Origin of the sequence: Tunturiibacter gelidiferens (assembly GCF_014201335.1) — a bacterium.
GTDB classification, from domain to species: Bacteria; Acidobacteriota; Terriglobia; order Terriglobales; family Acidobacteriaceae; genus Edaphobacter; species Edaphobacter lichenicola_E.
The window spans coordinates 63890-86032 of sequence record NZ_JACHEB010000001.1 but is presented as its reverse complement, the minus strand read 5'-3'; the positions used below and the strand labels follow the sequence as shown (position 1 = coordinate 86032).

Annotated in this window: 14 protein-coding genes; 6 read left to right on the top strand and 8 right to left on the bottom strand. The window is 56.2% G+C overall.

Going from position 1 to position 22143, the window contains the following annotated elements; all coding sequences use genetic code 11:
* The first annotated feature begins 108 nt into the window (after positions 1-108).
* The 3 genes from HDF14_RS00335 to HDF14_RS00325 are packed head-to-tail and all read left to right on the top strand — an operon-like array spanning position 109 to position 6088.
* Positions 109-3294, top strand: a complete 3186-nt coding sequence (locus tag HDF14_RS00335) for an efflux RND transporter permease subunit (protein WP_183972455.1) — start codon at positions 109-111, stop codon at positions 3292-3294.
* Positions 3291-4652 carry an efflux RND transporter periplasmic adaptor subunit gene (locus HDF14_RS00330; RefSeq protein WP_260697925.1) on the top strand — a complete coding sequence of 454 codons (1362 nt, stop codon included), beginning with the start codon at positions 3291-3293 and terminating at the stop codon, positions 4650-4652. The genes HDF14_RS00335 and HDF14_RS00330 overlap by 4 nt, the downstream gene beginning before the upstream one ends.
* Positions 4649-6088, top strand: coding sequence for an efflux transporter outer membrane subunit (locus HDF14_RS00325; RefSeq protein WP_183972453.1), 1440 nt, complete (start codon positions 4649-4651; stop codon positions 6086-6088). Before HDF14_RS00330 ends, HDF14_RS00325 begins: the two co-directional genes overlap by 4 nt.
* A 152-nt stretch (positions 6089-6240) precedes the next feature.
* On the opposite strand, the gene HDF14_RS00320 is transcribed toward HDF14_RS00325, so the two are convergent.
* Together HDF14_RS00320 and HDF14_RS00315 are read right to left on the bottom strand one after the other, a co-directional pair.
* On the bottom strand, positions 6241-7272 hold the full coding sequence (locus HDF14_RS00320) for a glycosyl hydrolase family 18 protein (protein WP_183972451.1): 1032 nt from the start codon (positions 7270-7272) through the stop codon (positions 6241-6243).
* Between the two features lie 47 nt (positions 7273-7319).
* The gene (locus tag HDF14_RS00315; protein ID WP_183972449.1) at positions 7320-9668 is read right to left on the bottom strand and encodes a GH92 family glycosyl hydrolase; all 2349 of its coding nucleotides are present in this window, start codon (positions 9666-9668) and stop codon (positions 7320-7322) included.
* A 241-nt stretch (positions 9669-9909) separates the two neighbouring features.
* On the opposite strand from HDF14_RS00315, the gene HDF14_RS00310 reads away from it, so the two are divergent.
* Positions 9910-11358: a glycoside hydrolase family 125 protein gene (locus HDF14_RS00310; RefSeq protein WP_183972447.1), complete on the top strand. Its 1449-nt coding sequence runs from the start codon at positions 9910-9912 to the stop codon at positions 11356-11358.
* A gap of 28 nt (positions 11359-11386) precedes the next feature.
* Here the strand turns inward: HDF14_RS00310 and argE are convergent, their stop codons facing one another.
* The 5 genes from argE to hutH are packed head-to-tail and all read right to left on the bottom strand — an operon-like array spanning position 11387 to position 18330.
* The gene (gene argE, locus HDF14_RS00305; RefSeq protein ID WP_221304492.1) at positions 11387-12526 is read right to left on the bottom strand and encodes an acetylornithine deacetylase; all 1140 of its coding nucleotides are present in this window, start codon (positions 12524-12526) and stop codon (positions 11387-11389) included.
* On the bottom strand, positions 12523-13926 hold the full coding sequence (locus HDF14_RS00300) for a formimidoylglutamate deiminase (protein ID WP_183972445.1): 1404 nt from the start codon (positions 13924-13926) through the stop codon (positions 12523-12525). Before HDF14_RS00300 ends, argE begins: the two co-directional genes overlap by 4 nt.
* Entirely contained in the window at positions 13923-15146 is a 1224-nt protein-coding gene (hutI, locus tag HDF14_RS00295; protein ID WP_183972443.1) for an imidazolonepropionase, read from the bottom strand. Before hutI ends, HDF14_RS00300 begins: the two co-directional genes overlap by 4 nt.
* Entirely contained in the window at positions 15143-16822 is a 1680-nt protein-coding gene (gene hutU / locus HDF14_RS00290; RefSeq protein ID WP_183972441.1) for a urocanate hydratase, read from the bottom strand. The genes hutI and hutU overlap by 4 nt, the downstream gene beginning before the upstream one ends.
* Positions 16819-18330, bottom strand: a complete 1512-nt coding sequence (hutH, locus tag HDF14_RS00285) for a histidine ammonia-lyase (protein ID WP_183972439.1) — start codon at positions 18328-18330, stop codon at positions 16819-16821. The genes hutU and hutH overlap by 4 nt, the downstream gene beginning before the upstream one ends.
* A gap of 179 nt (positions 18331-18509) precedes the next feature.
* Here hutH and HDF14_RS00280 point away from each other — a divergent pair, with 179 nt between their 5' ends.
* Entirely contained in the window at positions 18510-18995 is a 486-nt protein-coding gene (locus tag HDF14_RS00280) for an Lrp/AsnC family transcriptional regulator (RefSeq protein WP_183972437.1), read from the top strand.
* A gap of 7 nt (positions 18996-19002) precedes the next feature.
* On the opposite strand, the gene HDF14_RS00275 is transcribed toward HDF14_RS00280, so the two are convergent.
* Entirely contained in the window at positions 19003-20433 is a 1431-nt protein-coding gene (locus tag HDF14_RS00275; RefSeq protein WP_183972435.1) for a M20/M25/M40 family metallo-hydrolase, read from the bottom strand.
* 264 nt (positions 20434-20697) lie between these two features.
* Between HDF14_RS00275 and HDF14_RS00270 the strand changes: the two genes are divergently transcribed.
* A complete protein-coding gene (locus HDF14_RS00270; RefSeq protein WP_260697924.1) occupies positions 20698-22017 on the top strand; it encodes a multicopper oxidase family protein in 1320 nt (439 codons plus the stop codon).
* Positions 22018-22143: the final 126 nt, after the last annotated feature.

Genomic DNA, 22143 nt, shown 5'->3' with positions numbered 1-22143 from the left:
CTAAACGCTTGGTTCTCTGTATGGTGCCAACTGGCCGGTTTGTGCTAACAACTCTCGTGGGGCCAGGCCTCCGTCATTCACGAGAAAGTATCGTCTCAAGGAGCTTTGATGTGGATCGTTCGTCTCGCGCTTAGGAGACCTTACACTTTTGTCGTCTTGTCGCTGCTGCTGTTCATCATCGGACCCGTGGTCATGCTGCGCACGCCGGTCGATATCTTTCCGAACATCGATATTCCGGTCGTATCCGTCGTATGGAATTACGCTGGCCTGTCGCCTGAGCAGCTGGGCGATAGAATTGTGCTGCCCTTCGAACGAAACCTGACGACTGTAGTCAATGACATCGAACACACCGAATCCCAAACACTGAGTGGCGTCTCTGTCGTAAAAATCTTCTTCCGCCCGTCGGTGAATATCTCGCAGGCCGTGGCGCAGGTTACAGCCATCGCACAGACAGCGCTTCGTCAATATCCGCAAGGAACGCAGCCGCCCCTGGTCATTCAGTACAGCGCTTCGAGTGTCCCGATTTTGCAGCTCGGATTGTCCGGCCAGGGTCTGAGCGAACAACAGCTCTACGACTTCGGTGCCAACTTCATTCGTACACAACTGGCAACAGTCCAGGGCGCCTCCACGCCATTCCCCTATGGCGGCAAGCAGCGCCAGATACAGGTCGATGTAGATACGCAGAAGCTGCAGGCCTATGGGCTTTCCGCTTCAGATATTGTAAACACCGTCTCAACGCAGAACATTATCCTACCGGCGGGCGACATGAAGATGGGACACGTCGACTACCAGGTAGAGACAAACAGTGCACCTAGTTCCATTGCTGCGTTGAATAATTTGCCGATCAAGACGGTAAACGGATCGACGACTTATATTCGCGATATAGGAAATGTTCGCGACGGATTTCCTCCGCAGACGAACATCGTGCGTGTAGACGGGCAACGTGCCGCGTTGATGACGATACAAAAGACCGGTAACGCCTCAACGTTGCAGATCATCTCGGACGTGCGCGCTCAGCTCCCGTTAATCGCAGCTCAGTTGCCCCCAGCGCTTAGAATCCAGCCGATTGCTGATCAATCAGTCTTTGTACGTGGAGCAATCAGCGGCGTCGTTCGCGAAGCCCTCATCGCCGCTTGCCTGACAGCTGCAATGATCCTCATATTTCTCGGTAGCTGGCGTTCGACCATTATTATCGCCGTCTCCATCCCGCTGTCCGTGATCTGTTCCTTGCTGATGCTTGCCGCACTTGGCGAGACGATTAACATTATGACCCTCGGTGGCCTCGCGCTGGCAGTCGGCATTCTTGTTGATGACGCTACCGTAGAAATCGAAAATATCAACCGAAATCTGGAAGAGGGAAAAGAAGTCGAAACGGCGATTCTCGATGGCGCCGCTCAAATTGCAGTCCCTGCTTTCGTCTCGACGATCTCGATATGTATTGTCTTTGTTCCTATGTTCTTCCTGGGCGGCGTGGCGAGATATCTGTTTGTTCCACTCGCCGAAGCAGTAGTATTCGCAATGCTCGCGTCCTACTTCCTCTCCAGAACAATCGTTCCGACGATGGCAAAATACCTGTTAAAGCCCCATGAAGAATCTCATTCGAACCATGTCAGCCGCAATCCATTCGTCCGCTTCCAACTTGTCTTTGAACGATACTTCGAAAAGTTGCGCAACTGGTATCACGGTCTACTAAGCTTCTGCCTTGAGTATCGAGGTGCATTTCTCTTTTCTATCGCTGGGTTCTGGATCGCCTCTCTGGTCCTTCTCTATCCATGGTTGGGGCAAGACTTTTTCCCGTCGATCGATGGAGGACAATTCAAGTTGCATGTCCGTGCGCAAACTGGCACACGAATTGAGGACACCGCTCGACTATGCGATCACATCGAGGATGTAATTCGCAAAGAGATCCCTGCCGCAGAACTTACTTCTGTAATCGATAACATTGGAATCCCATACTCCGGCTTGAATCTCTCCTATTCGAACTCCGCTCCGGTCGGCACCGCGGATGCAGATATCCTTGTGTCGCTTGATGAAAAGCATCATCCAACAGCCGGCTATACGCACGAACTGCGCGATAAGCTTACCCAGCAGTTTCCAGGAACTGAGTTCTACTATCTGCCAACCGACATGGTCAGCCAAATCCTGAACTTCGGTCTCCCCGCACAAATTGACATTCAGGTAGTGGGGCAACAACTTGCACAGAATCGCGTTGTGGCCGAACAAATGATGGAGCAAATCAGCCACATCCCCGGCACGACCGACCTGCGAATTCAGCAGCCATTCAACCTTCCGACGTGGAACATTGATGTAGATCGCACTCGCGCGCAACAGGTAGGCTACAGCCAGCGAGACGTGGCTAACAGCGTGCTTACGAGTCTCAGCGGAAGCTTTCAGACTAATCCGACGTTCTACCTCAATCCTCAAAATCACGTCAGCTACAACATCGCCGTTCAGACCCCACAATATAACGTTCAAAGTCTGCAACAACTCGAAAACTTTCCGATTGCAACGAACGGCTCGGGACAGCAATTTCAGATTCTTGGAAATCTCGCCTCAATTCGAAGAACGGCTGAACAAGGCACCGTAAGCCACTACAACGCGCGTCCGGTAATCGATATCTTTGGTGCGGTCGAAGGAACAGACCTCGCAAGCGTTTCGACCAAAGTTGAACAGATGGTTAAGGACAGTAAAGGTAAGCTGCCTCGTGGAACCGAGGTCTATGTCCGCGGACAGATCCAGACTATGCACACCTCTTTCACTGGATTGGTCTATGGACTGCTCTTCTCGATCGTCTTGGTCTACGCGCTTATCGTGGTCAACTTCCAAAGCTGGCTTGACCCGTTCATCATCATTGCAGCGCTTCCAGGCGCTTTGGCTGGAATCGTATGGCTGCTTTTTCTAACTGGCACCCACATCAGCGTCCCTGCACTCACCGGCGCAATTATGTGCGTGGGGGTGGCAACAGCTAACTCAATTCTGGTAGTCAGCTTTGCGAAAGAACAGATGGACCTCGGACTGAGTGCAATGGACGCCGCTCTCTCGGCCGGCTTCACGCGGTTCCGTCCCGTCATTATGACGGCACTTGCAATGATCATCGGCATGGTCCCCATGGCTCTTGGACTCGGCGACGGAGGCGAACAGAACGCGCCACTCGGCCGCGCAGTCATCGGCGGCCTTCTGCTCGCAACCTTTGGAACACTAACTTTCGTTCCTGTCTTTTTTGCATTCATGCATCGAAATGATGCTCTCGTAGTGCAAGAAGCGCAAAACGCAGATGCGGGAGACGAACTATGAGTGATCCAGGATCATTCAAACCTACTGAATACCGCGCCAAAAGCGCGTTCGGAGATATGGCAATGAGCGCCGACGAACAGACGAGACCAAAAGCAAGCCCAGAGCAAAGCTTAGCCAAAGAGCAAGCCGCTCCTCACGATGCTCAACAGACAAGACAGGAGCCGCCAAAAATCTCGCGCGGCTCTCTGCTCTCCCTCGTCGTGATTGTGCTGGTGGTGGCTGTGGTCGTCGCGGTCTTTGGCATCGTCTCCCGCAAACATGCAAGCGCTGAGTTGAAGACGTACACCGAAAACACGTCCGCCCCTCCGGTGACCCTGGAGAAGCCGGTGATACAGAAGGGTGGTCGTGAGATTGTTCTTCCCGGCAACATGCAGGCCTTCACCCTGGCGCCGATCTACGCCCGCACAACCGGCTATGTAAAGGCCTGGTATCACGACATCGGAACGCCTGTGCGCAAGGGTGAGTTGCTTGCGGTGATTGAAACGCCGGAGCTGGATCAGCAGCTTGCCTCGGCGAAAGCAGACCTCGCCACGGCAAAGAGCAATGCGGGCATTGCAAAGGTGACTTCGGATCGGTACGGCGACCTGATAGGCCGCAATGCTGTCTCGCAGCAGGATACCGATACTGCGGCCCAGGCATTGGAAGCGAGAAACACTCAAGTAGCTTCGGCACAGGCGAACGTTCAGAGGTTGGAGGAACTGGTCTCCTTCGAACGCATCGTAGCTCCATTTGATGGCGTGATTACCGCACGCAATCTCGACATCGGACAACTCATCACAGCGACAGGGAGCACCTCAACCTCCGGTGGCGCAAACTCGGCCAACAGGGAGATATTCGATATCTCTGCTGTCCGCACTCTCCGCGTATTCATCAACGTGCCGCAGATATATTCACCAGATGCCAAGAATGGAACGATCGCGAAGTTGACTCTGCCCCAATACCCAGGCCGCACCTTTGAAGGTAAGCTGGTGCGTTCGTCAGATGCAGTCGATCCCGCGACACGAACTCTTCTCGCCGAAGTAGACGTGGACAACCGATCAGGCGAACTGTTGCCGGGAAGTTATACCGAGGTGCACCTCAATGTGTCCAGCGAAGCGCCTGTTCTGGTAGTGCCGGTCAGCTCATTGATCCTGGAGCCGGATGGATTGCGGGTCGCCACCGTCGATGCAAATCATCACGTGCACATGGCGCGCATCACGCCAGGTCGCGACTACGGGACGACGGTTGAAGTTCTAGCCGGCCTCAAGCCTGGAGATTCCATCGTCGGAAATCCCCCTGATTCACTAACTGACGGAGAAGAAGTTCGCGTCGTTACTCCCAATAACAATCAGAATCAGGCTGCGGAGGCCAAGCGATGAAGGTCCGCAATCTGTTGGTCCCTGGTGCGCTGCTTGGCGCGATGGCGATAAGTGGTTGCAAAGTTGGCCCAAACTATAAGGTTCCAACCATGCCCGCCCCTCCCGCCTTCTCGGACGAAGGCCACAACGGCGACTGGGCCTCCGCGAAGCCCGCCGATGGGGTCGACCGCGGAATTTGGTGGGCAGTCTACCAGGACAACGAACTAAACAATCTTGAGCAACGATGCGCGACTGCGAACCAGAACATCGCAGCCGCTCTCCAGGCCTACGATCAGGCTCACGATCTTGTTCGAGAAAATCGTTCTTCGCTCTATCCCACGGTATCGATAGGCGCCGGCGCATCGCGCAATCGAATTTCGAATAACGCACCTCTGAGACCGATAAATACGGCCCAATCTTATTGGGATTTTCTCATTCCGCTCAACATCTCTTGGGAGCCGGACCTGTGGGGAGGAATACGCAGGCAGATCGAATCGAGCGCAGCAAGCGCGCAGGCTACTTCTGCCGATCTCGCCAACACTCAACTCAGCCTCCAAGGACTCCTCGCTGTCACTTTCTTCCAGATTCGCGGAATTGATCTTCAATTGCAGCTTCTGCGATCGACGATCGATGCCTATACCGAGGCCCTTCAGCTCACAGAGGACAGGCTAACAGGCGGCCTCAGCTCGGACAGCGATGTCCAGCAGGCAAAGGCACAGCTGGAAGAGACCAGAGCGCAGCTCATCGATCTCGGCGTTCAGCGCGAACAGTTCGAACACGCGATCGCTGTTCTCGTAGGAGAACCGGCGATTGGGTTTCACATCGCAGAGCACCCGATCGTGGGCGATCCCCCTAGTATCCCCACCGGCGTCCCATCGGAGCTTCTGCAGAGGCGTCCTGATATCGCGGCAGCAGAGCGTCGCGTTGCATCCGCGAATGCTCTGATCGGCGTCGCGAAGTCCGCCTACTATCCCACCATCTTTCTTGGTGCAGGCGGCGGCGTGCAAAGCAGCACGATCAGCAATCTCTTTAATTCAACCAGCACACAATGGAACGCTGGCCCCTCGGCCAATGAGATTCTCTTCGATGCAGGTCGAAGAAGAGCGCAGATGGATTTAGCAATTGCGCAGCGAGAGCAAGCCACGGCTCTCTATCGCGAACAGGTGCTCTCTGCGTTTCGTGATGTAGAAGACCAGCTCTCGGCTTTGAGAGTGTTAGAACAAGAGGCATCGGTACAAGACAAAGCCGTAGATGCAGCGAAAAAGAGCACAGAGCTCTCGACACTTCGCTACAAGCGGGGACTCGCCCCTTACCTGGAAGTGCTGACGAATCAGACCATCGAGTTGACGGATGAAAGAACCGCCGCGTCCTTGGTTGCTCGGCGGATTGTAGCAAGCACCCAGTTGCAGATGGCCCTCGGTGGGGGCTGGGACTCTGCTCAACTCCCCCCGAACTAGAGCCGCAGTTCATCGAACCGCAGCGTCAACGAAATAGATTTTCTTTCGACGAAGAGAGCAACATCAATCTCCTCGTCGAAGGAAAATCTAGAATATCGCCGCCGCGTTAGGGAAGTGTCGGTAGTAGTTAACCGATACCTGACTCACTATTCTCACCGCTCTGGCAGAACACTCCAAATAGCAGTGTCTTCCTGACCGAGAACCCAGGCACAAATACCCTGTAGATGTTGTTCTTTGGCTAGATCGTAGCGATCAGCGAATCCGCGTTTTTCAGTGTAGAAGATCCACTCGCGCATCTGGTCCCGATAAAAGAAGAAATAAGCCGAGTGATCCACGGGGTCCCACTCTTCATGGCCGTCGTAGGTATCACGGAGCGTCTGTACGTCGGCTGCGCTGATGTAATCTGCCGTAATATTGGGCTTCTGTTCCTTCTCGTTCAGCCCCGGGTCACCCGCATACCAGTGATAGCCATAGAGTGCGATACCGAGCGACAACTTCTCCCTTGGTACTGCCTTCAGCGCATACTCAAGGTTCTCATTGGTCCATACCCATCCTCCAACTGGCCCAGGCGTAGTCCATCGCGTGTGTTGGTCATAAGTCATAAGGCAGATCAGATCGACCGAGTCACTAAGCGCCTTCAGGTCGAATACGCCACGCCAGTCCGCGAAGATCCATTTACTGAACGCGCTATGCCCCGGATGCCCAGGAGCGTTGGGAACGACCGCGATCTGGAGTTGCAGGTGTTCGCGGTGCATGGCATCGGCGATACGTTTCACACTTGCGGAAAGAGCATCACGGTCGGTCCATGAGATGTCCTCGAAGTCCAATTGGAAGCCATCGTAGCCATTCTGCTTGCACTCAGAGATCAACGATCCGATCAGCGCCGTCTGTGCTTTATCGCTGGTCAATAACGAGTGGACACCAATCTTATCGAAGATAGCGATGATGGGAAACAAAGCGATGTGCCGCTGCTTCACAACGCGCATCACCGTCGGATCCGGTTCACCAAACACCAGTCCATTCGAATCCACGCCATACCACGTCGGCACGATGATATCGATCTTGGTCTGATGCTCCAGGAAGTCGCGAACCGAATCCGGATGATCCGTCATATAGAACAGCGTCTTGGTCTGCGCGAAAACCGCTGGCACAAGAAAAAGAAGGCAGAGCAGAAGTTTTGTCATCAAGGCCTCATCAAACGGGCTGAAACAAGATTGATAAATCGAGCGGCTCAGGCGCTCTCAAGAGTCAAAGATGGTGGCATGTCCGCTGGTTGGGATCCAAACGTAAGATTCGGCTTGTCCCCCAACTCGAAGACGATGCGTGCTCCGTTCACAATATCCCGATGATTGAACCAGGACTTCCTATACAGCTTTCCATTGAAAGTCACTGATTGAATGTACTGATCGCTTGGCGAGTGGCGATGCGCGACAATCTCAAGCTGCTTGCCGTTGCCCAGTTGCACACTCACTTGATCGAACAACGGTGTGCCGAAGACATAGTTACCGCTCACCGGGTCAACAGAATAAAAGCCCAGGGAACTAAGAATGTACCAGGATGACATCTGGCCCACATCTTCGTTGCCCTGCAATCCGTCCGGAAGCGCGGCATACATCTTCTCCATCAGCATGCGGACGCGCGCCTGGGTCTTGTGCGGCTGCGCCGCATACGAATAAAGATAGGCGATATGATGCGATGGCTCATTGCCATGTGCGTACTGGCCCACTAGTCCCGCGATATCCGGCGGAGCATCGGCAGGCAGTGTCGAAGGTTGGTCGAACAACTCATCGAGCTTCTCAAGAAACTGCTTCTGCCCTCCGAGTATTTCAATCAACCCCGCCGCATCATGCTGAATCCCAAACGTAGTCTGCCATGAGTTCGACTCAGTAAAGTCGCGCCATTTCTTCGTCGTTCCCATCTCGATCGGATCGAAGGGCCCAGCCCATTCCCCATTCGCCAGCTTAGGTCGCGCAAAGTTCATCGAGCGGTCGTAGTAATTGCGATAGTTGCGCGAGCGCTCAACCAGCATCGCCGCATCGTCCGCATGACCAAGTTTCTTCGCGACGTGCGCAATCGACCAGTCATCATAGCAATACTCGAACGTCTTACTGACTGACTCCTCTTCGAGATCGCACGGAATGTAGCCCTTCGAACGGTAATAACCCAGCCCGCGATAGTCATCCACCATCGCGCGTTTCATCATCACCTTGTAGGCGCGCTCGTAGTCCACTCCGGCAATGCCTTTGTTGCAAGCCTCAGCGATAACAGCGGCCGAGTGATAGCCCGTCATCGTCCCGGTCTCGCAGCCCTGCAGCGGCCAAACCGGCATTCCGGCGGGACTCTCTTCCGCCATGCGGATCAAAGCATTTGCAAAGTCCGGCACCCGATCTGTCGCGATCAGCGTGTACAGAGGATGGGCGGCACGATAGGTATCCCACAGCGAAAACGCAGTATAGTTTCGTTGTCCGTTCTCAAGTTGATGAATCTGCTTATCCATCCCACGATATCGCCCGTCAACATCGTCGAACAGCGAAGGTCCAACGCAAGCGTGGTATAGCGCCGCATAAAAAATTTTCTGATGCGTCTCATTCTCCGTCTTGATCCTGATGCGAGAGAGCTGTTGATTCCACTTCTCGCGTGCGTCTCGGCGAACCTTTTCGAAGTCCCATCCCGGAAGCTCAACCTTCAGATTGTTCGCTGCAGACTCTGCGCTTACACCAGAGATTCCCGTCTTGACTAAAACCACCGGGTCCTTCGCGGTGTCAAAAAACAGAACGCACTTCAGAGATTTGCCCGTCAGCGGCTGTGTGCCATCCGGAACCTCTACCCCTTCCCGATAAAAAACAACCCGAGTCGGTTGCTGCGAGAACTTCATCGTGAAGTAGATCTGCCGCCCATCACCCCAGGCCTTCGTGGTGCGCCCCCCAGCGAGCGTGTCTGATGCGGTGCGTTCAAGCGAGGACGTGACCACGGCCGACTTACCGTTATAGGCGTAGCTATGCTCAAGGTCGACGATGATGTGACCAGATTTCGGAGCATCCGCCCCAACCGGGAAGCTATACCGATGCAATCCAGTGCGCTCTGTCGCAGTCAGCTCAGCGCGAACCCCATAATCCTTCAGCAGCACAGAGTAAAAACCTGGCTCAGCATGTTCGTCCGCATGGTCAAAGCGTGATCGATATCCTTCATCAGGATTACTCCGCGGACCAGGCACAATCTTCGACTCGCCAGTCCCCGGCATCACCAGAAAGTCGAGCAGGTCGCCACAGCCCGTCCCGCTCAGGTGCGTGTGGCTGAAGCCCATAATCGAAGTGTCGGCGATGTGATAACCCGAGCACCAGTCCCATTGGTCATTGAAGGTGTCAGGACTTAGCTGAACCGCGCCGAATGGCAGCGTAGCTCCCGGAAACGTGTGCCCATGCCCGCCGGTTCCAATTCTGATATCAACCAACGACGCCGCATCGAACGTGGTACCCGCGGCCTTGGAATCGTGAATGATTTTGCCGAATGCGCTTGTCTCCGTCGCACTAACTGCACAGGCAGCCGAGACGCCGCCGAGGAATGTTCTTCTTGAAATCACTGAAACTCCATGGATACTCAATCACAAACACAAAGATGGAAGTCGCTCAGACGGTCTCTGTCTTCGCAACACGTACTGTATTGACGTAGACTAAACCGAACTGAGCGAGAATGATCAAAATATTGACGAATTATCGATCGAAAAGTCACCCACGTGAAATATTAGTAAGCGGAGCCAAATATTTCTGGCTCTCAAGGTATCTTCGATCACCTCTATTATCCAGGAACCAGTCGATCAAGAGATGACATACAACGAAATCAGCCGCCGCGAGATGCTGCGAATGGGAGCGGGAGCCGCAGCCTCCCTCACCCTGCGGTCTTCAGCAGCTTTGGCAGCCAGTGCGCCACCTTCATTCACCTCCAAACGCCCCTCCCTCCAGGATAGAAAGTTTTGCAGCACAGCCGTTGAGGCCTACCTCACAAACGTGAGCGGAAAAATCGGCGACGCCGAACTGGCGTGGCTCTTTCAAAACTGCTACCCAAACACACTCGATACCACCATCGAGTTCGGCGCCTTCGAAGGCAAACCCGACACGGCAGTCATCACAGGCGATATTCCAGCTATGTGGCTGCGCGACTCTTCCGCCCAGGTGTGGCCCTATCTCCCGCTGGCTGCAAAGGACGCGGAACTCCGCCGTATGCTCGAAGGCGTCATTCGCCGCCAGGCGAGGTGCACCCTCATCGACCCCTACGCGAACGCCTTCATGGCCGATCTCGACGCACCTCCGCTCGAGTGGGGCAGAACCGACGCGACCGACATGAAGCGCGGTGTAGGCGAGCGAAAGTGGGAACTCGACTCGCTCTGCTACCCAATGCGCCTCTCTTACGGGTACTGGCGCGCGACAGGAGATACGTCTCCCTTCGACGAGACCTGGCGCTCCGCGATGAAGCTCGCAGTCCAGACGATGCGGGTTCAACAGCGCAAGCAAGGCCTCGGACCCTACCACTTCCAGCGAATCTCAAAGATCGCAACCGAGACATTGCCCTGCAGCGGATACGGCGCTCCGGTGCAGCCTGTAGGTCTCATCGCATCTGGCTTCCGTCCGTCAGATGACGCCTGCACCTTCCCGTTCCTCGTCCCGTCCAACCTATTCGCCGTCACAGCCCTCGGCTACCTCGCGCAGATGGCCAACGAGATTCTGCACGATTCAGCTCTCGCAAACGAAGCCACCGCCTTATCAGCTGAGGTGGCCAAGGCGCTGCAACAACACGCCGTGGCACAGACGCCTCAAGGCACAATCTGGGCCTACGAAGTAGACGGCTATGGCAGCCAACTCTTGATGGACGACGCCAACATCCCAAGTCTCCTCGCACTTCCGTACATCCACAGTTCGCCCGACCAGGCTCTCTACGCCCGCACCCGAAGCTTTGTCTGGAGTGAACGCAATCCTTGGTTCTTCCAGGGAAGTGCAGGCGAGGGCATCGGTGGCCCTCACGAAGGCAAAGACATGATCTGGCCCATGGCCATCACCACTTACGCGCTTACAAGCCAATCGGACAAAGAGATCGCTCACGCCCTCGCCATGCTGAAACACGCGAGCGCCGGATCGGGCTTCATGCATGAGAGCTTCAATCGCAACGACGCCACAAAATTCACAAGAAGCTGGTTCGCCTGGGCAAACTCGTTATTCGGCGAGCTCGTAGCAAACCTGGCCACTACACATCCGGCGTTGCTTCAGGCAGTCCCTTAGCCTCAGCGGCAAGTTTAGCGCACCGTCTTCAGCCACAAAGCTCTCCGATCGCCCGGCGCAGTATCGTTACACATGCGTCAAGTTCAGCGATCGGAACACACTCTCGCGGACTGTGAGCGGTGAGCATCGATCCCGGCCCAATCACCACAGCCTCAGCTCCCATTCGAGCAAGCCACGGAGCCTCGGTCCCGAAGGCAATCGTCTTAATTTCGGAATCGGATCCTTTCATGACGGAACGAATGACAGCGCTATCGACGCTGGTCTCAAATCCCTCATCCATCCTCAAGACTTCAACCTGTATCTCAATCCCTTCTTGGCCCCGCTCTGTATCTATTCGATCAATGATCGCTCGCAGCCGCTCGAGAACAACCTCCGGCCGCTGAGTCGGAATAGGCCTCCACTCCAATAAAAAGGAACACTCCGCCGGCACAACATTCTTTGCCGTCCCCCCGTGAACTTCCCCAACATTCAAGGTCGTCCACGGCGGAGAAAAAGCGTCGTTCCGGTCTTCCATCAGCTGCTGTCCCAGCGCTTCAATCTCTCGCAGCAATCGAGCCGCAGCAAAGATCGCGGATCGCCCAGCCTCAGGAAACGCACTGTGCGCGGCTCTCCCCATCACCTTGATCGATGCAAGACAATAGCCCTTGCCCGCACGCGCAGGAGCGAGCGAGGTAGGTTCTCCAACGATCGCGTATCTCGCGCTCATTGCATCGCACGAAAGAAGGTAACGCGCTCCCCGGCAACCCACTTCTTCGTCCGAGGTAAACACGAGGCACAATCGCTTTTTCAGCTCTTCCGCCTTGATCCCCGACACCGCCGCCAGCATACACGCAAGAAAACCCTTCACGTCGCAAGCCCCACACCCATGGAGCATCCCATCTTTTTCGTGAAGTTCAGTAGCCTCTACCCACTCCGCGCTAAACGGAACAGTATCGGTATGACACACAATCGCAAGTTCCGCATCGATCCTTCCATCGCCCATCGGCTGCGGAGACACAACAAGGTTCAACTTCTCCACCCCAGCCGCATCCTCATATCGAAACAGTCGATGATGCCACCCAAGCGGTTCGAATACCCTCTGAATCCACTCAACCACCGCCCGATTGCTCATGCTTGAGACGCTCGGGATACCCACCAGTTCCCCCAGCAGTGTTTCAGGAAGCATCATAACTCCGTCCCAAGCCGCGTCTGCACCCGTCGAAATGCCTCGATGATCTCACCCTCCAGCACATGACGCCTCTCATCAATGACAGTCTTCCCATCGACCACGACATCGCAAACTGCTCTCGGAGACATACTGAAGACCACGTTCGTCAGCAGTTCGTCCGGCAGGCTTCCCGCGATGGAAGAATCCGAGAGATCTACCGTAAAGAAATCAGCAGCCTTCCCCACCTCCAGCGCACCAGATTCCACATGAAGCGATCGTGCCCCTGCACACGTCGCGAAGTCGAAGAGAAGAGCCGGCAGCGCTTCTCCCTGTCTGCCATCGAGAACCGCCCGCTGCAGATGCCGCAGGCGCAGATTAGATTCCAGCTCCCGCGCATTTTCCAGCGCATCCGTCTGCGTGTGGCTATCCGTGCCAAAGGCAATCGACACACCCGCATCAATCAACTCGTCCGCAGCAAGAATCCCGTCCCCAAGATTGCGTTCCGTCGTAGGACAAGCACCCACGGTAATCTTCCCGCGCCCCATCCGCTCAATCTCACCAGCCTGCAAATGAATCGCATGAATCGCGGTGAAGTCATGTGTCATCAGGCCAAGCCCGTCGAGAAACTCAAACGGAGTCGCTCTATACTCAGCGACGCAAGCTTCAATCTCTGCAGGCTGTTCCGCAACATGCATGTGCAAAGGCATTGCATACGTCTGCGCCCACGCCGAGATAGTCTTCAGATATTCCCGCGGAACTGCCCGCACACTATGCGGCGCAAGCCCAAAGCTCACAGTCGCCGCCATCTTCGCAATCTCACTCCGCAACGTCTCCGAATCGATCAGGAATCTCTCCGCATCCGGTTCGAGAAAACGTATCTGGCCCGCATCGGGCGGAAGCTCAAAGCCCGCACGCACATACGCACACCGAAGCAAAACAATCCGTATCCCCACGCTCTCAGCCGCGCGAATCACCCGCTTCGCCAACAGGTTCGGATCGGCGTAAGCCTCGCCCTTCGGAGTGCGATGAAGATAGTGAAACTCCCCAACGGTCGTAATCCCCGCACGCGTCATCTCGAGAAACGCCATGCGCGCAACGTCGTAGATCTCTTCAGGCGTTAGCGCAAGTGCGCAACGGTACATAATGTTGCGCCACGACCAAAAGTCAGGTCCGCTCCGACGTCTCGACTCCGCCTTACCCCTCAGCGCACGCTGAAACGAGTGCGAATGAATATCAATCATCCCAGGCAACAAAGCGCGACCCGTCAACCGCCGAACATCAGAAACGCCCACGCCTTCGATATCTTTCTTAGCATTCACCTGTCCAACGGAGACGATCTTTCCGTCCGCTACAACAACTTCACATCCACTCCGAAATCGTCCATCGACGTAAAGGAGCTCAGGCTGATACGACACGCTCATGCAGCCTGCTTTCGTCCGGCAACCCAGACCTCGCGAACCACATTCTGTCCGATCGTGTAAGGAAGGTCCCGCCAATCTGAACTCTCAAGCGCAAGCAAATCTGCTTGCATTCCAACTTCCAGCCGCCCCACATTCGACAAACCAAGCGCCGCCGCCGCATTCACCGTCAACGCGCTCAACGCCTCCGGCGCAGTCAGTCCATTCAACCTCACCGCCAGACCCATCGCAGCGGCCGTCGAGAAGAGCGGACTGGAGCCCGGATTCAAATCCGTCCCGATAGCCACCGCTGCCCCAGCGTCGATCAGTGCACGACCCGGCGCAGCAGCAAGACCCAGGTGAAGGCTCACACCCGGAAGGATCGTCGCAATCGTCTTCGATCTCGCGACATGCTCGCACTGATCAAGCGAGCACACCTCAAGATGATCGACACTCAAAGCGCCCATCTCCAATCCCATCTCCAGCCCACCAACCCGTTGAAACTGTTCCGTATGCAGCTTGATATTCAGCCCCGCGGCCTTCGCGCAACCCAGCACGATCCTCGCATCCGCAGCGCTCCATGCGTGATGCTCAACGAAGATGTCCACCGTGTGAGCAAGTCCGCGGCGAGCAACCTCAGGTATCAGTTCAGCGCAAACCATCTCGCGATAAGCCTCGCGTTCTGTATGCTCTACAGGACAGAGGTGGATCAGCAACGTAGGTACCAATTGACAATGAGCTTGTTGCTGCAGCAGGCGGATCGCCTCCAGCATCCGCAACTCCGCTTCGAGCGTGTAACCGTACCCGGACTTCACCTCGATGGTCGTAGCGCCTGAACGCTGCAGCGCCTGAACACGAGCCAACGCCAGCGCTGCCATCTCCTCACTGCTCTTCTTCGCGGTCTCACGAATCGTATGCCAGATCCCTCCACCTGCTGCGAGAATCTCTTCGTAGGTCGCACCAGCGCTTCGGGCTTCAAAGTCGGCCAGCCGATCACCCGCCCAAATAGCATGAGTGTGAGGGTCAATGAGCCCTGGAACAACCGCGCGATCTCCAAGATCGATGACCGACTCAGCATTGCCGCGCCAATCACGCTCCGGTCCAATCCAGGAGATCAATCCCGCATCGACAGCAATCGCTGCCTGCTGAATCATGCGCAGTTGCCCCATCGCCGTCCCATGCTTCGCTCCCGCACCAAACGGAGTTACAACCTGAGAGATCCCGGTTAAGAGCAGCTCGCTCATCTCGCCTCAGCTTTGTTGGCTATGTGAACGCTCGGCATGTCGAGTCCGCGCTCATCTGCAACTCTGCGAGCCTTCTCATATCCAGCATCTGCATGCCGAATCACACCCATAGCCGGATCGTTCGTAAGGCACAGACGCAACCGTTGATCCGCTTCCTCGCTGCCATCAGCCACCGCGACCAGTCCGGCATGCTGACTGTATCCCATGCCGACGCCACCCCCATGATGAAAGCTCATCCAGCCCGCCCCACTGGCAATCCCGGTTGCAAAGTTGAGCAAGGCCCAATCGGAGACCGCATCTGAGCCATCCAGCATCGCCTCCGTCTCGCGGTACGGACTCGCAACCGAACCCGCATCCAGATGATCGCGGCCAATCACAATCGGCGCCTTCAGCCGGCCATCCCGCACCATCTGGTTGAACAGCAGACCAGCCTGATCGCGTTCTCTGTAACCCAGCCAGCATATGCGCGCCGGCAACCCTTGATACGCAACATGCTCTCCAGCCCAGGGCAGCCATTGATTCAGCCGCGCATCGTCCGGAAAGAGCTTCAGCAGCGCCGCGTCGGTGGCCGCAATATCGGCAGGATCGCCCGAGAGTGCAACCCATCGAAATGGCCCTCGCCCCTCGCAAAAAGAATCACGAATAAACGCAGGAACAAATCCGGGATAGTCAAAAGCATCGGCCACACCGGCGATCTTGGCCTGCGCACGCAGATTATTGCCGTAGTCGAAGCACACCGCGCCGCGACGCTGCAACTCCAGGATGGCCTGGACGTGCTGAGCAATATCAGCGCGCACCCGCTCAAGATAGCGCTCCGGTTCTCGGCTCCGCTGCGCAGCCAGGTCCTCATCCTCCCTGGCGACCGGCCAGTAGCCATAGAGTGGATCGTGCGCGCTCGTTTGATCTGTAACAACATCAGGCACAAAACCAGACCGCACAATCTGCGGCAAGATCGTAGCGGCATTTCCCAACAACCCGATCGAAACCGCACGACCCTCTTTGCGCGCCGCCGTCGCCCGCGAAATCGCATCTTCTAGCGAACTCGCGACCTCATCCAGATACCGTGTGGCAATGCGCCGTTGAATCCGGCTCTCATCTACCTCGACACAAATGCTCACACCGCCCGTCAGCTTCACCGCAAGCGGCTGCGCGCCTCCCATGCCGCCCAGTCCAGCGGTCAGTGTGATCGTTCCCTTCAGCGACCCATTAAAGTACTTCTGCGCGGCTCCCAAAAACGTCTCGTACGTTCCCTGAAGGATTCCCTGCGTGCCAATGTAGATCCACGATCCCGCAGTCATCTGCCCATACATCATCAACCCAGCGCGATCCAGCTTGTCGAACTCTTCCCAGTTCGCCCAGTGCGGCACCAGATTCGAATTAGCAATCAACACTCGAGGAGCCAGCGGGTGCGTCTCCAGCACCGCCACCGCCTTTCCCGACTGCACCAGCATCGTCTCGTGGTTCTTCAGCCGATCGAGCGTGCTGACTAGCGTATGGTAAGCCTCCCAGTTGCGAGCAGCCTTCCCGCGTCCTCCATAGACGATCAACTCCTCCGGCTTCTCTGCCACCTCTGGATCAAGGTTGTTCATCAACATGCGTTTGGCAGCTTCCTGAATCCAGCCTTGCGCGGTACGTGTGTTTCCGCGTGGTGCACGAATCGGGCTATAGGCACTCATGCGTGCGCTACCTCCGGTACATTCAGCGTCGACGCCCATTCGATCTTCGCAAGAAACTCATCGGCATCAGCCATAACTCCAGACAGCACGCAATCGCCCTCCCACTCCGGACACGCAACGCGAAATGCACTACGAGCTGCATCTAGCATAGGCGACACGGAACGATCTCCGCGAAAGTCGAGCGCACGCGTGGCGGTCAGCCACTCAATCGCCAACACCATCCGGCAGTGCGTCACCGATTGCATTAGCTTCAGCGCGGCCGTCATTCCCATGCTCACAAAGTCCTCTTGGTTCCCGCTCGTCGGAATCGAACACGCAGAGGCCGGCGTAGCAAGAACTCGCATCTCAGCCACCAGTGCGGCAGAGGTCACCTGAGCCATCATCAGCCCCGACTCGACCCCCGGCTTCGTAGCCAGAAACGCAGGGAGCCCTTCATTGAGGCTAGGATTCATCAGCCTCTCCGTTCGGCGTTCGGAGATCCCAGCCAATTGGCACATCGCAATCGCCAACTGATCCAAAACCAGCGCCAGCGGCGCTCCATGAAAGTTACCGCCGGAAACAAAATCATCCTCAAGCAGCAACGGATTGTCCGTCGCGCTATTCAGCTCAATCGCGAAGACCCTCTCCGCCTGCCGCAGCGAGTCCCAAACCGCCCCATGCACCTGAGGAACACAACGCAAACAATAGGCGTCCTGAACACTCGTACTCGACCTGTGCCGCATAGATCCCGCAAGCAACTCGCGAAGCGAAGCAGCGCTATGAACCTGCCCCGGATGCGGACGTGCCGCATGAAGCCGCTCATCATACGCCGCTGACGTACCACGCAACGCCTGCAGCGTCAGCGCCGCCGCAATCTGTGCCGACTGAAACAGCTCATTCAGATCATGAAGCTGCAAACACCCAATCGCGAGCATCGCCTGCGTCCCGTTCAGCAGCGAAATCCCTTCCTTCGCCTGCAGCTTCAACGGCTCCAAGCCAACACGCTTCAGGCACTCAGCCGCCGGTTTCCGCTCCCCCGACAGAAAAGCCTCACCCTCACCAATCAACACCAGCGCCATATGCGCAAGCGGCGCCAGATCCCCACTCGCGCCAACGCTTCCACGCATCGGCACAACCGGAGTAATGCCGTGGTTCAGCAGATCGCACAGCCTCTCCGCAACCACGGGCCGAATTCCCGACAATCCCATCGCGAGAATATTTGCCCTGATCAGCATCATCGCTCGAACAACATCCTCAGGCAGCGGCTCCCCCACACCACAGCAGTGCGAACGCACCAGATTCAGCTGCATCTGCTCAATACCGTCTGCCTCAAGCCGCACATTCGCCAGCAGCCCAACACCAGTGTTCAGCGCATAAACTGCGATCTCACCACGAAGCGCCTCTTCCACCTTGCCGCGCGAGATTTTCATCCGCCCCAAAGCACTTCCCGCGATCGAGGCAGGTTCGCCTCCTCGCGCAACTCGAACAACTTCATCAATCGTCAACGATCTTCCATTTAGTTCAACCATAATCAGCAAGAATAGAGGAGCACAGCGAGGCAAGCCATGCGAATCAATCGGAAAACAACGCAATAATCAGTCGAAGCGTTGGAATAGCCGTCATCATTCAGGCGAATCCATCAAATTCAAAACGTATTACACTTGATACCTCGGTACCTCATCCAGCTACAAGCAAAGAGGCAACATCTATGTCTCAGGATCTCGACCCTATCGACTACAGTATCGTGCGTATGCTCGCCGAGGACGCGAGAATCTCTTACGCAGAACTCGGTCGCAAGGTCGGTCTTTCGCCCTCTGCCGTGGCCGAACGAATCCACCAACTCGAAGCCGACAAGGTCATCCTCGGTTACCGCGCCCTGCTCGACGAAAAAGCCTTCGGCTACCCGGTCATGGCCTTTATCCGCCTCACCTGCGACAACACGCACTACCGCCCGTTCCTAAAATTTCTCCCCACCATCGACGCGGTCCAGGAGTGCCATCACATCACAGGCGGAGAAGCCTTCCTCATCAAAGTCAGGCTCTCGTCCATCGACCAACTCGAGCCTCTCATCGAACGTCTTCTCCCCTACGGAATGCCCACCACCAGCATGGTTCTCTCGACCCCTGTCTATCGGCAACAAGAGGCCTGGCTCCTCAGACACGCCGGCTTCCCGGCACGCCCCAGAAAAAAGTAGACGAAAGTTATTGCGAAGTAAGCGCCTTCAGATACGAATACTCGAACTCAACTCCGGTATAAAAATCGACGGCACGAATACGTTCATCCCGCCCATGCGCACGAACATCGTCGCGATCCACCCCCATACCCGAGAAGCCGTAACTCGGAATCCCCACATTCATCGTGTACACGCTGTCGGAAGCGCCAGTCTCCATCTCAGGAATAACCGGAATGCCCGGCCACAACATCTTCACCACAGCATCGAGCGGCTGAAACACCGCCGGATCCAGCGGCGGCGGCGCCATCGACTTGCGATCGGAGCCCTTTTCAAACACCTCGCCACTGTTGTCGACATACTGCACCTTCAGCGTCGGATCGGCAAAGATCCGAACCAACTCCTGCCGAGTCTCCTCCTGCGAATGCCCAGGAAATATGCGACAATTCACATTCGCCACCGCGCTCCCCGGCAACGCGTTTGGCGCGTGTCCAGCCGACATCATCGTCGCAACGCAAGTCGTATGCAGCAATGAGTTATAGATCGCGTCCTTCGACAGCCGCTGCGCAGCCTCTGCATTCGGCACCGCCCCCGACACAGCCTTCAGATCTTCCGCCAACTGCCCTTCTTTCGTCTTCGCGCTACTCGCAAAGTAAGCGCGCGTCACCTCATTCGTCTCCAAAGGGAACTGCGCCTTCTCTAATCTCCCCAACGCATCCGCAACCTGGTAGATCGCATTGTCAGGCCGCGGCAGGGAACTATGCCCACCCGGATTTGTCGCACTCACACGATAGTCGGCATAAAGTTTTTCCGTCGCCTCAACCCCCATGCTCACAGCTTTGCCCTTCTCCAACTCAGGTCCACCCGCATCAGGATTCAGCGCAAACGCTGCATCGACAAGTTCGCGATGATTCTTCAGCAGCCAATCCACGCCGTTCGACTTGCCTCCCTCTTCATCCGCAGTCAAGGCCAGAATGATGTCGCGATCAGGAACAAATCCCTCACGCTTCATCCGGATAAAGCTCTCAACTGCAGCCGCATCGCTATCTTTCATATCCTGCGTTCCGCGTCCGTAAAAGTACCCATCCTTCTCAACGAACTGAAACGGATCAGTCGTCCAGTCCGAACGCTTCGCCTCGACCACATCGATATGCCCAATAATCAGCACCGGTTTCAGCGTCGAGCCCGCACGCCCGCGATACCGCGCCACCATATTGCCCTTCCTGTCATTCGGCCCCATCACCACCACATCCGACTCCGCAAAGCCAGCGTCGAGCAACCGCTTCCGCATCGCATCCGCCGCGACCGTCGTACTCCCAACCGAATCCGTCGTGTTCGTCTCAATCAACTGTCGAAAGATGTCACGAGCGAGCGTTTTATCCGCATCAGGCAACTGAGTGGACTGAGCAAGGAGTGACGACGTCAAAGCAACGGAAATCAGGCAAGCGGCGATTGATCTCAAGGGACGATCCTTCTAACAATATGTGGGCAGTGATCCAATATTCGCACGAATGGTCTCCGCAATCCTGAAAACATGCACCATCTTCGAGTCCAGTAATCGTCACACATTCAATCCTCTGGACAACTCACCTCTCGACGCTTATTACTTTTAGACAACGATAGAACGATCCCCAGCACGTCGCGAGTTTGAATGAACCGGAGAAGTTTCTTAGTTGCAACAGGCGCATCCTTGGCCAATGCGATCGTTCCACGAAGCAGTCAAGCGTTGGCGACCCCAGCACCAGCAACCCACGCCGATCTTCGCTTGCGCATCGAGCCCTGCACCTTGGACATCGGCCATGGCGTACAGATAGCAACCGTAGCGTACAACGGCCAAATCCCTGGCCCCTTGCTCCGCCTGAAAAAAGGTAAGCCCACCACCATCGACGTCACCAACGGCACGAAAAGCCCAGACCTGGTCCACTGGCACGGCCTCACCACCGATTCGCTGAATGACGGCGCAGTCGAAGAAGGCTCTCCGTTGATCGCTCCCGAAGCAACGTTGCGCTATCACCTCACGCCCAATCCCTCCGGAACCCGCTGGTATCACACCCACGCCATGGCCATGGGAGATCTCTCCCTCGCGGCCTACACCGGCCAGTTCGGCTTTCTCCTCATCGACGGCGAGCCCGACCCAGGGCGTCACGACAAAGAAGTAAATTTCGCCATTCATCACTGGGGCCCCCACTTCGTCCCCATGGTCGAAACCATGCGCGCACAATCGCAGAACATGCCGCAGACCTCTGGCTCCGACGTTGGTTACACCCACGCCACCATCAACGCGCACATGCTTGGCGCGGGCGAACCCATCCGGGTCAAACAAGGAGAGCGCGTCCTCTTCCGTCTCCTCAACGCCAGCGCAACCGAAAATGTAGTTGTCGCCCTTCCCGGCCACACCTTCCGCGTCATCGCAATGGATGGCAACCCCGTCCCGAACCCCACCTCTGTCGAGGTTCTGTCCCTCGCCGTCGCCGAGCGTGTAGATGCGATCGTCGAGATGAACTCTCCTGGCGTGTGGGTTCTAGGCTCGACCTTGAAAGAAAGCCGCGACGTCGGCTTGGGTATCGTCATCGAGTACGCCGGCAAATCAGGCGACCCAGTATGGCGCGACCCACAGCCCACTGAGTGGGATTACACTCGCTTTGCCGCCAACAATCCCGTGCCGGACCCAGAAGAGACTTTCACCCTCACCTTCCGCGACGCGGGAGCACTCAATGGCTCTCAATTCGACACCTGGACCATCAACGGCGATGCCTGGCCCAACGTCAAACCTCTCAAAGTCAAACGAGGCAAACGTTATCGTATGATCTTCCGCAACGCCAGCGGCGATCAGCACCCGATCCATCTGCACCGCCACAGCTTCGAGGTCACACGCATCGAAGATCAACACCTCAGCGGACTCATCAAGGACACTGTCAACGTGATTTCGCTCCAAACCGTCGCCGTAGACTTCACTGCAGACAACCCAGGCGACTCACTGATCCACTGCCATCAGCAACTCCACATGGACTACGGCTTCATGCAAATCATCAAGTACACGGACTAGCTCATGGGCCTGGCGAAAATCACGAAACATATGTCCAAAAATTTAAGAAGGATTGTCATCTCGACCGCAGCCGGGCGGCCTCATCGCACGGCGGAGTGGAGAGACCCCCGTATCTGTTTTTGCCGC